11 protein-coding genes are annotated in these 12352 nt (G+C 62.7%); 6 read left to right on the forward strand and 5 right to left on the reverse strand.

Features of this window, described 5'->3' with window-relative positions; genetic code table 11:
* The first annotated feature begins 187 nt into the window (after positions 1-187).
* From VJX68_RS11560 to VJX68_RS11585, 6 genes are all read left to right on the forward strand, one after another.
* A complete protein-coding gene (locus VJX68_RS11560) occupies positions 188-1450 on the forward strand; it encodes an acyl-CoA dehydrogenase family protein (RefSeq protein ID WP_324095847.1) in 1263 nt (420 codons plus the stop codon).
* 27 nt (positions 1451-1477) lie between these two features.
* Complete coding sequence (locus VJX68_RS11565; RefSeq protein WP_324095848.1) at positions 1478-3037, forward strand: AMP-binding protein; 1560 nt, start codon at positions 1478-1480, stop codon at positions 3035-3037.
* Between the two features lie 14 nt (positions 3038-3051).
* Positions 3052-4284: a thiolase family protein gene (locus VJX68_RS11570; protein WP_324095849.1), complete on the forward strand. Its 1233-nt coding sequence runs from the start codon at positions 3052-3054 to the stop codon at positions 4282-4284.
* Between the two features lie 18 nt (positions 4285-4302).
* Positions 4303-4641 (forward strand): hypothetical protein, encoded by a 339-nt coding sequence (locus tag VJX68_RS11575; protein WP_324095850.1) that lies wholly within the window; start codon positions 4303-4305, stop codon positions 4639-4641.
* Between the two features lie 254 nt (positions 4642-4895).
* Positions 4896-5975 (forward strand): ferritin-like domain-containing protein, encoded by a 1080-nt coding sequence (locus VJX68_RS11580; protein WP_324095851.1) that lies wholly within the window; start codon positions 4896-4898, stop codon positions 5973-5975.
* A 44-nt stretch (positions 5976-6019) separates the two neighbouring features.
* The gene (locus VJX68_RS11585; protein ID WP_324095852.1) at positions 6020-6484 is read left to right on the forward strand and encodes a hypothetical protein; all 465 of its coding nucleotides are present in this window, start codon (positions 6020-6022) and stop codon (positions 6482-6484) included.
* A 58-nt stretch (positions 6485-6542) separates the two neighbouring features.
* Here the strand turns inward: VJX68_RS11585 and VJX68_RS11590 are convergent, their stop codons facing one another.
* Genes VJX68_RS11590 through VJX68_RS11610 form a run of 5 tightly spaced genes read right to left on the reverse strand, consistent with a single transcriptional unit; the run spans position 6543 to position 12345 of the window.
* A complete protein-coding gene (locus VJX68_RS11590) occupies positions 6543-7361 on the reverse strand; it encodes a class I SAM-dependent methyltransferase (protein WP_324095853.1) in 819 nt (272 codons plus the stop codon).
* A 40-nt stretch (positions 7362-7401) separates the two neighbouring features.
* Complete coding sequence (locus VJX68_RS11595) at positions 7402-8838, reverse strand: M28 family peptidase (RefSeq protein ID WP_324095854.1); 1437 nt, start codon at positions 8836-8838, stop codon at positions 7402-7404.
* On the reverse strand, positions 8805-10238 hold the full coding sequence (locus VJX68_RS11600) for an amidase (protein WP_324095855.1): 1434 nt from the start codon (positions 10236-10238) through the stop codon (positions 8805-8807). Before VJX68_RS11600 ends, VJX68_RS11595 begins: the two co-directional genes overlap by 34 nt.
* 6 nt (positions 10239-10244) lie before the next feature.
* On the reverse strand, positions 10245-10718 hold the full coding sequence (locus VJX68_RS11605; RefSeq protein ID WP_324095856.1) for an SCP2 sterol-binding domain-containing protein: 474 nt from the start codon (positions 10716-10718) through the stop codon (positions 10245-10247).
* A gap of 13 nt (positions 10719-10731) precedes the next feature.
* On the reverse strand, positions 10732-12345 hold the full coding sequence (locus VJX68_RS11610) for a phytoene desaturase family protein (RefSeq protein ID WP_324095857.1): 1614 nt from the start codon (positions 12343-12345) through the stop codon (positions 10732-10734).
* Positions 12346-12352: the final 7 nt, after the last annotated feature.

Below are 12352 nucleotides of genomic sequence, written 5' to 3' on the forward strand. Positions count from 1 at the left end.
TATAGACCCGCGATCCTTGTTCGCCTAGAGAGCGCCACCCCATTTTGAGTGTCCCGAAAGGAACCATTGAGGCGATCGGCTACACACCGATGAGTGAAACAAGGTTCACTGAACGATCGTTCATTTCAGGCACGAGGTATGCAAAGCATTTCGCACCCGTCAGAACAACAATCGGGGGTAGCGAAGAATGGACATCTACCGCGAGCTAAATGTCGAATTCCCTAAAGATATCGAGTCCGTCAAAGAGAGCGTTCATCGCTTCGCCAAGGACGTCGTTCGCCCGGCGGCCACAGTGCTCGACCGGATGACCGACCCGCGCGAGGTGATCGCGCTCGATTCGCCGCTAAGAAAGGTTTTCAGACAGGCATACCAGTTGGGTTACCACGTCGCCGGCCTTCCCGTGGAAATCGGCGGACTGGGACTGCGTGGGCTCGGAATGCACGTGCTGATCGAGGAGATGGCCTGGGGCGCGGGCGATCTGGCCATAAGCCTTCTGGCCACGAGCTTCCCGTTTTCTGCCGCCGCCGCGAGCGGCAATCCGGAGCTCTACGAAAACTTCGTCAAGCCCTTCATCGCCGATCGCGAGGGCGGCATGATTGGATGCTGGGCGATCACCGAGCCTCAGCACGGCTCCGATGAACTGGTGCCGGGTACGCCCCAATTCCACAATCCGCGCGTGACGGGTCAGGTCGTCGCCCGGGCCGAGGGCGACTCGTACATGATTAATGGACAGAAGGCGGCGTGGGTCTCGAACGGCACGATCGCAACTCATGCGGCGCTCTATCTGACGACCGAGCCCAAGGCCGGCATGGCGGGCGGCGGTATCGCGTTCGTCCCGCTCAATCTGCCGGGCGTGTCAAAGGGCAAGCCGCTCAACAAGCTCGGCCAGCGCGCGCTGAATCAAGGCGAAATTTATTTTGACAATGTGAGGATTCCCCGTAGCTGGATGCTGACAAAGAGCGCGGGCTACGAGCTCGAACTCGAACGGACTCTCACCTTTGCCAACTCTGCTATGGCGGCTGCGTTCACGGGCGTGGCACGCGCTGCCTACGAGGAAGCGCTCGAGTACTCGAAGCAGCGCGTGCAGGGCGGGCAGGCCATTTGCGAGCATCAACTTGTACAGAAGCATCTGTTCGAGATGTTTACGAAGGTCGAGGCATGCCGGGCGCTGTCACGCGCAGTGATGATCTACAACCAGACCTCGACGACGCCGTCGCTGGAGCATGCGATCGCGGCCAAGACGTTCTGCACGCAGGCATCGTTCGAAGTTGCGAGCGACGCACTCCAGGTATTCGGCGGCAATGGCCTCAGCAAGGAGTATGGAATCGAAAAACTTTTCCGCGACGCACGCGCTTCATTGATCGAGGACGGCACTACCGATGTCCTGAGCCTCGCGGGCGCACGCCAAATTCTGAGTCACAACGGCGTGACCGCACACGCGGCGGCGTAGCCGCGCCGGAATCGCGGAGGAATCAACATGGCGCGTCTTCAAGGACCGATCGAGCAACTGATCAGGCATCGCGTCGCGCAGCACCCGGGCGAGGTCTGGCTCAAGTTCAAGGACGAGCGTTTCACCTGGCAGCAGGTGCTCGACAATATCCAACGCGCCGCCAATGGCCTGCTCGAACTGGGTATCCATCCCGGCGAGCGCGTCGCGATCATGATGGGCAACCGGCCGGAATTTCTCTGGCTTCATTTTGCCATCGGATTTATCGGCGCCGTCAGCGTTCCCGTTAACACCTCGCAACGCGGCGCCACGCTGCATCACATTCTCGCGGATTCGGATTCAACCGCGGTCATTTTTGAAGAGCCGCTCAGGGAAGCGGTGATGGCGGTCAAGGCTACCGTGCCGAGTCTCCGGCGCACGGTGGTCGCGGACGGCAAAGCAGGAGACGGAGTCGATTGGACGCTGGAGCGATTGCTCGATCATCCCGCTCGCGAGCCGCAAGTAGAGGTCGGCCAACACGCGGGCGGCGGCGGCATGATGTACACGTCCGGGACAACCGGACCGCCGAAGGGCGTCGTCGCCAGTGGGTCAGATGGCTTCTCTCTTGCCGCCGTCCTTGCCGCCACGGGGGTCAAGCCGGGCGAGACGATGTACACGGCGCTGCCCCTGTTCCACGGCAACGCGCTGATGATCTCGGGGTTCGGCTCGATGACGCTCGACGCGAAATTCGCGCTGGGCGAGCGCTTCAGCGCGTCGCGGTTCTGGGACGACTGCCGCAAATTCGACGGGGTCGAATTCAACACGCTCGGCGGGATGCTCTCGATCCTGCTCAAGCAGCCGCCACGGTCCGACGATCGAAAGCATAACGTGCGCGGCGTGCTCTCGGCGGCCTGCCCGCCAAGCGCGTGGAAGGAATTCGAGGATCGGTTTGGCGTGAAGATCGTCGAGTTCTACGGCATGGTCGATTCGCCGGGACTCCTGCTCAACGACACCGGACGGGTCGGCTCGATGGGCAAGCCGGTGGGCGGCGTGGATTTCAAGGTGGTCGATGACGCCGACAATCCGCTCCCTGCAGGCAAGGTGGGCGAGTTGGTCTTCCGTCATCCGAAGGGGCAGCTCAGTCAATATCACAAGCTTCCCGACGCCACCGCCGAGGCGTATCGAGGCGGATGGTTTCATTCCGGCGATCTCGCCAGGACCGACGACGACGGGTTTTTCTATTTCAGCGGCCGCAAGAAGGCGTCGATTCGCCGGCGCGGGGAGAACATTTCCGCCTGGGAAATCGAAACCGTGGTCAACGAGCATCCCGCGGTGCTCGAATCGGCCGCGTACGCGGTGCCCTCCGAGCTCGGCGAGGATGAAGTCAAAGTCGCAGTCGTTGTGAGAGATGGTGTGCGCTTCGCGCCCGAAGAGCTGATCGAGTTCTGTCGCGGAAGAATGGCCTACTACGCCATCCCTCGATATGTCGAGGTCGTCGACGAGCTTCCCAAGACGGGAACGCAACGAATCCAGTACGCCGCACTCAAACAGCGCGGAATCGGCAACGCGTGGGATCGAGAAAAAGCGGGAATCAACGTCGCCCGCGCATGACAGGGAGAATCGATATGTCCAACAGGGAACGTGTAACAGTCGCCGGCGTCGGGATGACGCGCTTCGGCAAGTATTCCGAGCGCGGCGTGCGCTCATTGGCCGAAGAAGCGGTGGGCGACGCGCTCAAGGACGCCGGCGTCGCGCCGAAGGACGTCGAGGCGGTTTTCTTTTCCAATGCGATTGCCGGATTGATCACCGGTCAGGAAATGATCCGCGGGCAGGTTGCCCTTCGCAACACCGGAATCCTTGGCGTCCCGCTGTTCAACGTCGAGAACGCGTGCGCCTCGGCGTCGTCAGCGTTTCATCTCGCGTGGATGGCGACTCAATCGGGACTCTACGACGTCACGCTCGCTGTCGGCGCCGAGAAGATGACGCATCCCGATAAAGCTCTCACGTTCAGGGCGATCGGCACTGCCGTTGACCTGGAGCAGCTTCGCGAACTCAAGGCCCGAATGGAATCAGGCGACAAGAAACCGGGAATCGAGAGTGGCGGCGAAAAAAAATCGTTCTTCATGGACATCTACGCGGCTTCCACGCGCGAGTACATGAAGATAAGCGGTGCGACCGCGGAAACTTTTGCCGATATCGCCGTGAAGAGTCATGCCTTCGGCGCGCTGAATCCAAAGGCACAGTTCCACGAACGCGTCACACGTGAGCAGGTGCTTGCCGCGCGCGAGGTCTCGCCGCCGCTGACCGTGTTGATGTGTTCGCCGATCGGAGATGGTGCAGCCGCGGCAGTTCTCATGTCGGAGAAGTACGCACGGCGTATGGGTATCCCGACGCCGGTTGAGGTGCGCGCGTCTGTAATCTTTTCGGGGCGTGATCGCACCGCCGACGAACCCACCGCGCTCGAGCGCGTGACCAAGCGCGCTTACGAAATCGCTGGTGTAGCGCCGTCGGACGTCGACGTGCTCGAGGTCCACGATGCCGCCGCGCCTGCGGAACTCATCGCATGCGAGGAACTCGGGCTTTGCGGCAGGGGTGAGGGTCCCGAGTTTCTCGCGAGAGGAACGATGGAGCTTGGCGGCGCCCACGTCGTGAATCCCAGCGGTGGACTCCTCTCGAAGGGCCATCCGATCGGCGCCACCGGAATCGCGCAGATCGTGGAAATCGTCGATCAACTGCGCGGGCGATGCGGTGAGCGTCAGGCGGAGGGCGCGCGCGTTGGACTCACCGAAAACGGCGGCGGTTTCCTGGGACGCGACGCCGCGGCGATGTCGGTTCACATTTTCTCGAGGCAGACCTGAACCTCTGGAGTATCGATGATGACCGGGCAAACGATCGAAGCATACGAGTCAGTCAGGACCTGGCGGCGCGATCTGAGCGATCAGTGGGGCGGCGACCCGATCGCCGAAGAGCCGGACAAGCTGCAAGCGCTCGCGCGCTTCTGTGAATTCGTGGGCGAGGATCCCGATGCGATTATCGCGCGATGCTTTCGGGTTCGGAAGTCAGACGGCGAGCAGGTAATCAGCTTAAAATGGCGCGCCTATTATGCTCAAAAGATTCGCGAGTTTCGCGAACAGAACCCGGACCAGGAGTCACAACGCCTTGCCGCCAACGTGCTGAGTTTTCTGATCCACAACGGTGTGCTGGTCCAAGTCTAGGAGCAAGAGCCACCTTGCCGCGATCGCCGCAAATCGACGCGCGCATCGGCTCCAACGGATGCAGTGTGATTCGATCAGCAACACCGAGCGCTGTCCCGGCCGGCATCAAATATCGACCGAACGGTTGGTAGGCTCGGAATTTTCGCCGATTTTTTCGCCGCTTGCGGCGTCGTGAAGCTGGCACAGCTAGTGCTTGCCCATATCCAAGCCGTCCCATCGCTGCCGGAAAGATGTCCGGCGAGGAGAAATTCCCGATGTCACATGTCAGTGAGAGCGTCGAGCGCGCACTCGATACCTTGAGTGAAGTGCGCAAGGGCAAACTGGATCTGGGCTGGATGAACGCGAATCCAGCTGGATGGGGAGTACGAGCCACTCCGCGTGACGAACGCGGGCTCGGCCTGGAAGATATCAACCATGTCGGCTCTTACGGTAAGGTTCCCGACGAGGGCTCTCACTACGGGAGCATGGCGCCGCGCGGCTCCGAAATCCCCGACGATATGCCTTCGCTCGGCTGCTACGACATCAATGACAAGTCGCTCGTCTGGGCCGACAACGTTGCCCATCTGTATGACGAGGCGGTGGCGCGTCAATGGAGCTCGGCGCGCGATATCCCGTGGGATCAGCTCAAGCCGCAGCGCGAGGACCTGGAAAAGGCGATGTGCCAGGTATGCACCAATCTGGCCGAGGTGGAGTTCGTCGCGGGCGATATGCCGGCCAAATGGCTGTGGCACATCAACCACGACTTCCACGAGGTCAAATGCTTTCTCGCCTCGCAGATTTTCGACGAGGCGCGCCACATGGAGGTGTTCCGCAAGCGGGCGCTGGCCAATGGCGGCGGCCTGCTGCGCTCATCGCCGGACTCGGAGCAATTGCTGCGAGTGATCCTTGAGGCGCCCAACTTCACGACCGGCAGCGCGCTGATGCACATCCTGGGCGAGGGCTTCGTGCTGACCCTGTTCCGCAACGGCGAGATGTTCGCGTTGACGCCGGTCGAGAAGAAGATCTTCCGCCTTTGCATGCAGGATGAGGCGCGCCATGTCGCCTACGGCACGATGCACTTGAAGTATTTCCTCGAAAAACATCCCGAGCGCGAGGAAGAGATCCACGAGATCCTGAGCCGCGGCGAGGAAGCGACCTTCAGCCTCAATCAGACCCAGGACACCGTCGAGGCGCGCGCAATCCTGGCCGGCGGCGGGCTGGAGCATATCGAGGAGGGCTTCCAGAAACTCGGCTACCTCTTCAAGAAACAGATCAACGAATACCTGTACCGGCTCAAGATGGCGGGGATCGAGCGGCGTTCGCGGCTCGCGATCCCCTTCGAATTGCCGCTGTAAGCGCAGCGCGTGGAACTGACGAGCGTCCCAAGGAGGCAAGCACCATGAATCTGTTCCCATCTGTGGAGTTCTTCGAAGCGTTGCGCGAGCGAGCCAATAGCGATCCGGAGCGTTTGCGCCGCCTCGGCACGGTGGACATGACGCTGGTGGTGAAGATCGACTACCCCGATCGCGTCGAGTGCTACGAGATCGTCTTCGCCGGCTACCGATGCGTCCGCACGAGGCGCATAGCGAGTCCGAGCAATGCGGCAAGGGGTGCAATCGTGGTGGAGGGTCCGTATGCAGCCTGGCGCGAAATGATCAACAACATCGTCGCGAACGGGCACGCCGATCTCGAGCACACCCTCAATACGCTGACCTTGATGGATACTCCGTTACATGTGGATTCGGACAACCAGCTCGATACTGACCTGTTCTATCGCTACCAAGAGAACCTGCAAGAGTTCTTCGACGGCGCTGCCGCTATCGGCGCGCCTTTTTCCGCGAGTGCCGCTGCGCATCTCCAATGACGGGGCGCACAGTGAGCGCGTCGGCGCCCGTGCGGGCTAGCCCGCCGGGCTTCGACGGTCACTTCACGCCCATCCTGAGCCGGTAGCTCCAGAACCACGGCACGATCGAGTCGCCGAGAGCGTGGCGCGCCGCCTCGCGCAACGCTGTAATCCCGATCTCATCCTCGCCGATGCCGTGCTTGAGCAGCGTGGCGATCTCGCCCTGGCTAAGCGCGAGCCCGACCAGCCGCTCCGCGCCGCCATTCTCGACGTGATGAAGCCCGACCTCCTTCACGTAACGGAACCGCCCGCTCTGCTTCATCCTTTCCAGATGCCCGCCCTTGTTCCATTGATGAACCTCCGGCGCCAGGCGAATCGAGCGCTCGCGCGCCTCCGCTTTCGCTCGGCATGCGTTGTAAGCCTGCTCGGCTTCAGCGTTGAGCGTCGGCGGCCAGTCGCAGTCGTAGGCGGCGAACACGCCGCCGTCGCGCAAAATGCGCGCAACCTCGGCGAAGGTGCCGTTCGGTTCCATCCAATGCAGCGACTGCGAGCATGTAACGATGTCGGCGTAGCGGTCGGGGAGGCCGGTCGCGGTCGAGAGCCCCTCGATAAACCTGACGGCGCCCGCACTGGAGTCGGCCGCGCGACGCTCGGCCTGCGCGCGCATGTCGGCATTCGGCTCGACGCCGACGACCGCGGCGGCGCTTCGCGTCCACAGCAGGGTCGAAAGTCCGGTGCCGCTGCCGAGATCGACGACCACTGGCCGTTGCTTTGCGGCCAACTGCGTTAGGAGATCTACGATGATTTCGGGCGGCCTCGGCCGGTGCGTGTCGTAGAGTTCGGCGAAGCCGGAGAAGCGCTCGGTATTGGCGGCGACGCGGGCGCGATCGGAGCTCATGACGTGAACCCGCTCATGCGCCAAGTCTAGTTGCGCCGCGTTACCGAGGCGAGGGAGCGGCGGCGCTTTCGCGCATCGCGGCCGCGCTCACACCGTGAGTCGAAGCAATGATGCGGATAGCGGCGCGGGTCAGGGGCACCAGGCTCAGGCGGTGAATCTTGTCGAGCGTGTCCATCGCGTCGAAGAGATAAAAGGGGGCGGTGAGGAAGTTGACCAGCGGCACGCCAGCAAGATGAAAGGGGCCGCCGTCACTGGTTGGCATCGGGCCGAAGACGTCGGGCGGCAGGAGCAGCGAACACTCGAGCTGCTCGGCGACAATCGCCTCGCGCACGATTGCCTCGAGTGGTGCGAGCCTGCTGGTGAACCACCAGCGCGGCTCTGGATGTCCGGAAGCTACCAGGACACCGTCACGCTCGACGATCTCGTTCGCGGCGTGCTCGAGGTGGACTTCGAGCACGACGCCAGTAAGCTCCGTCCTGTGCCGGTCGATGAACGCGTGCACTCCGGCACCGCCGGCCATGTGTCCCGCGTTGAGAAGGAAGACCAAGCGATGCGGACGCTCCTCCGGCGCAAGGCGCGACCAGTAGCTGGCCTGCGCCAGGACGAGCGCCACGCCTGACGCGTCCTCGACGGCGGATGACCACGGGCCGTCGTGATGAGGGCCGACGATGACGCGGTCGTCGTCGGCCCCCGGCAGTTCGCCAACGACGTTGTAACTGATGATGTCGTGGCGGATCGCGCGGTTGACCAGCGTGCATTGCACATGACCTGCGTCGCACAATTGCCGCAGCCGTCCGCCGTCGCTGCCGTTGATCCAGACTCCGGGGATCGCACGTGCCACGCCATCATAGGGGACGTAGTACCGGTGCGAATTGCCGGGATAATCGTTCAAGACGCCTATGAATCCGAGCGCGCCCGCCGCCAGCGGTGCATCCATAACTGCCATGAAGTGAGAGTTGAACGGCAGCACCTGGTTAACCCCGGTAAGCGTGCTATCCGGATCGTAGCGGCGCCAGTTGGCATCGGCTTCGCCGGCGACGGCGCCTGCGAGCAGCACAGGAAAGTCCGCCGGGAAGCGCATGAGCGGCACATCGACTAGAGCGATCGCGCCGCGAACGGCATCGGGCGTTTCGTCGCGCCATGGAACAAGCCCGGCATCGAGACCGTCGGTCGCTGCCGAATGGGGCAGCGCGAAACAGGGAATGCGTAACTCGCGGTCATCCGCACGCACGATCAAAACTGACTCGAGCGGCTCCCAGTAGGGTAGCGTAACTGGCTCGAGCCGCACCTGCTCCAGTCCCAGTTGGCGGAACCGCTCCAGGCAGAAGTTCTCAGTCCAGCGATCTGCCGAATACCCGGGTCGCCGCACACCGCGGGCAAAGATGGTTTCGATCCAATCGAAGATGCTGCGCTCGTCCGGGACGAACGCGTCTTGCGGAACGTTCAATCCCAAACGGGCGGCCTTCGGCCGATCCATGGCTGTGCCTGTTCGAGCTGGCCCGCTAGCTGGATCAGCGTCGCTTCGTCGCCGTAGCGCCCACCGAACATCACTCCGATTGGCAAGCCTTCGCGATTCCAAAAGAGCGGCAACGAGATCGCCGGTTGTCCGGTGATGTTGTAAACGGGGCAGGCGACCGCAAAGTTCGTCATCGTTTCGTCGAGCAGCGTCGTGGCCGGACTCATGAAGTCGATAGCGCCGATCCGAAGCGGCGGCTGACCCAGCGTCGGCGTCAGGAACAGATCGTGTGATTCGAAGAATGCCGCAAACTGACGCGAGGCCTGTTGGAGCAGCGCTTGCGCAATCAGGTATTGCGGCGCCGATACGTTTCTCCCGCGCTCGTACATGTTCCAGGTGAAGGTCTCGAACTTGTCGGGCGCCGGCTCGGCGCCGGTCAGCATGCGCGTCGCCTCGATCGAGAGTGCCACCCCTGCCGCGTAGACCGTTTCGAAAAGCTGCGCGAGCATCTTGTAGTTGAGTTGCGGCGCCGCCTCTTCGACCTCGTGTCCAAGTTCCGCGCACAGCTTCGCCGCTCGCCGCGTCGCCTCGACGCAGTCCGGATGAATGGCGCCGCCCAGCGGATTCTCCGTCGAGAACGCGATTCGAAGCCGCTTCGGCGGCGTTGACGCCTCGTGCAGGTAAGGCCGGATAGGCGATGGCGGGAAGTATGGATCGCCGGGCATCGAACCCGCGGTCGCGTCGAGGGCGGCCGCGCTGTCGCGGACGGTTCTGCTCAACACGTGCTCGACCACAAAGCCGCCGAGGATGTCGCCGAGATTCGGCGCGAGCGAGATGCGGCCGCGCGTCGGCTTGAGTCCGACCAGCCCGCAGCACGCCGCGGGGATTCGAATCGAGCCGCCGCCGTCGTTGCCATGAGCGACCGGCACGATCCCCGCCGCGACCGCCGCGGCCGAGCCGCCGCTTGATCCGCCCGGCGTACGCTCGAGGTTCCACGGGTTGTGCGCCGGTCCGTAAAGACGCGACTCGGTCACGGGCGGGATTCCCAGTTCGGGCGCGTTGGTCTTGGCGAATGGGATGAAGCCCGCGCGCTTGTAGCGGGCCACCACCTCCGAGTCCGCCGGCATCGGCGCGGCAGGAACGAACGCGCACGCCGAGCGCGTCGGCATCCCGGCGCAGTCGCCCATGATGTCCTTGAGCAGAATCGGCACGCCCGCGAACGGCGCATCGCCGGCCTTGTGCGCGTGCGCCGTGGCGCGCGCGCGGTCGTAGTCCTTGAAAACGATCGCATTGAGCTTCGCGTTGTGTTTTTCCGCGCGCGAAATAGCCGCTTCCATCAGCTCAGCCGGTGTAACCTTGCGCTCGCGCACCATGCGGCCCAAGGCCAGGCCGTCGAAGGAAGCGTATTCGTTGAATGCCATTACAGGTCAGTGCGCTGTCGGCGCATCCGCCTGCGGGACGGTTGCCGGCTTGCCTTTCGGCCAAGTCGTTTCGATCTCGCGCGCGTAAACGTCGTAGATCACATTCACCAATTCGGCATGCCTGATCAGGACTCTCATGTCGCCGGTGATCTTGATGCTGCCCTTGAGTCCAGCGTCGATCAAATCGATAAGTCCCGCGGCGACTCCCTCGAACACCGACGCGGGCAACTCGAAAATGAAATCGAAATCCTTGCGCGGCGGTGCGACCTCCACCTGCCGGTATTCGATGCATTTGCCGTCGGACAACACCACTACGAAATTGCGCACCTCGCCATCCGTAAGATATGGCGAGTGCGCATCGCCGACAATCTTCGCGAGCACGTTGATAGTGCCGCGCGGCGCATTGCGATCAACTTCGGGATTTTCGTTGAGGAGCTTCTTCAGAGCGTCGTACCATTCCGTGGTGTAAATCGCAGGCATGATCGATCCTCCGCTAGTAGAGCCGTCCTTCCTCCTGCCAAATCTTCGGCAGATTGTGGTCGTGCGCGATCACCTTGTACGCGTTGTAGCCGCCGGCAGCGCTGACGCCGCCGCCGCTCGCCGACGAGCCGCACATGTAGAGTCCCTCGATCTCGGTGCGGTAGATGTGCTCGCGCGGCAGCCCGACATTCATCCTGCCCAGCCGGCCTTGCGAAAAATCACCCTCGGGCATCGCCATCCGCCGCTCCATGTCGAGCGTGACATACAGCTTGTCGGCGACCACGTTCTCGCGCGTCATGTTGGGGGCGTACGCGCGCCAGAGTTCGAGGAATTTTCCGTTGTAGCTGCGCCGCACTTCGTCCCACTCGTCCGGGCTCAGGCACGACGCGCGCGGAAAGAAGAACCATCCATTCATCGCATGGAGTCCTGGCGGCGCCTGGCTCGGATCCCACAGCGAGTTGACCCAGGTTCCTGCGCCGGGACGTTCCGGAATCTGCCCGCCGTAGGCCTCCAGGATGTAGTCGGATACCTGGTGAGCATCCTCGAATCCGACGATCGTGTAGAAGCACTTGTTGATGTCGGCGTTGTGCCGCGCGGACTTGTAATCGGGCGGATTGCGCAATGCGAACGACGGCGTCCCGAGCACGTGCTCCGGACCGAAGTGCCAGCTCGCCATGCGCTCTTTGCGGAAGTCGCTCAGGTTCTCCCATCCCATTAGATCGATGAAGGTGGTCTTCGGATCGGCATTGGAGGCGACCAGTTTGCGCGCCTCTACGGTGCGGCCGTCCTTGAGCCTGACTCCGATGGCCCGTCCGCCCGCGTTCAGAATCTCGACGACCGGGCTGTTGTAGCGGAGGTCCGCGCCTGCCGCGAGCGCCGCACTCGCCATCGCATGCGCGAAGGTATGGGTGCCGCCAATCGACATGTAATGATTGGCGCACAGCCAGATCACGCACATCACGAATCCCATGCCGTCGCCGGTGTGCAGGTTCGCGCCCCATTCGATGCACTGGCGATACAAGGTTGCCCGCAGCTCGCTCGACTCGAAAAGCTCATCGATGAGCACTTTGGGGCACTTGTTCATCTCTTGCGGCTTGAATCCGATGTCAATCCAAAGCTGCAGCAGCCGGCCCATGATGGTTTCGGTGCGGCCGCCCTCGGCCGGCGCCTCGGACGCCGGCGGGCTGTAAAGCATCGCCGAGATGTAATTGTTGGCGTCGAGCACTTTGCGCCGGATCGCGTTGAAAGTGTCGGCGTCGCGGCGTGAGTAGTAGGCGATACTCGCATGAGTCTTGTCCGCGAATTCGGGGCGGTAGATGATCAGCGGCGGCCTGCCATCGGCAAATGTGATCCCCACCTGCGCATCGGGCTTGATCATCCGTGCGCCGAAGCTGGGCAGGTCGAAGTCGCGATAGAAGGGCATCACCTCGATGAACTCCATGTACTGGGCATGGAGGTTGTGCCAGAAGCCGGGCACGGTAGCCTCGTCGGTATGCGCGCCGCCGCCTTCGTCGTGACGCCGCTCGAACATTCCGACTTTCAGGCCTGCGCGCGCTAGATAGGCGGCGAGGCAAAGCCCGTTGTGGCCGGCCCCGATAATCACCGCGTCGTAAGATGCGTCTGCCATATAAGTC

Origin of the sequence: Binatus sp. (SeqCode) (assembly GCF_035272065.1) — a bacterium.
In the GTDB taxonomy this organism is placed as follows: domain Bacteria; phylum Desulfobacterota; class Binatia; order Binatales; family Binataceae; genus Binatus.

What these genes read in the sequence shown, in the direction of transcription:
- VJX68_RS11600 (WP_324095855.1), bottom strand. Translation starts at nt 10,238, where the DNA reads ATGGCATTCAACGAATACGCTTCCTTCGACGGCCTGGCCTTGGGCCGC.
- VJX68_RS11580 (WP_324095851.1), top strand. Translation starts at nt 4,896, where the DNA reads ATGTCACATGTCAGTGAGAGCGTCGAGCGCGCACTCGATACCTTGAGT.
- VJX68_RS11565 (WP_324095848.1), top strand. Translation starts at nt 1,478, where the DNA reads ATGGCGCGTCTTCAAGGACCGATCGAGCAACTGATCAGGCATCGCGTC.
- VJX68_RS11595 (WP_324095854.1), bottom strand. Translation starts at nt 8,838, where the DNA reads ATGGATCGGCCGAAGGCCGCCCGTTTGGGATTGAACGTTCCGCAAGAC.
- VJX68_RS11560 (WP_324095847.1), top strand. Translation starts at nt 188, where the DNA reads ATGGACATCTACCGCGAGCTAAATGTCGAATTCCCTAAAGATATCGAG.
- VJX68_RS11585 (WP_324095852.1), top strand. Translation starts at nt 6,020, where the DNA reads ATGAATCTGTTCCCATCTGTGGAGTTCTTCGAAGCGTTGCGCGAGCGA.
- VJX68_RS11605 (WP_324095856.1), bottom strand. Translation starts at nt 10,718, where the DNA reads ATGCCTGCGATTTACACCACGGAATGGTACGACGCTCTGAAGAAGCTC.
- VJX68_RS11575 (WP_324095850.1), top strand. Translation starts at nt 4,303, where the DNA reads ATGACCGGGCAAACGATCGAAGCATACGAGTCAGTCAGGACCTGGCGG.
- VJX68_RS11590 (WP_324095853.1), bottom strand. Translation starts at nt 7,361, where the DNA reads ATGAGCTCCGATCGCGCCCGCGTCGCCGCCAATACCGAGCGCTTCTCC.
- VJX68_RS11570 (WP_324095849.1), top strand. Translation starts at nt 3,052, where the DNA reads ATGTCCAACAGGGAACGTGTAACAGTCGCCGGCGTCGGGATGACGCGC.
- VJX68_RS11610 (WP_324095857.1), bottom strand. Translation starts at nt 12,345, where the DNA reads ATGGCAGACGCATCTTACGACGCGGTGATTATCGGGGCCGGCCACAAC.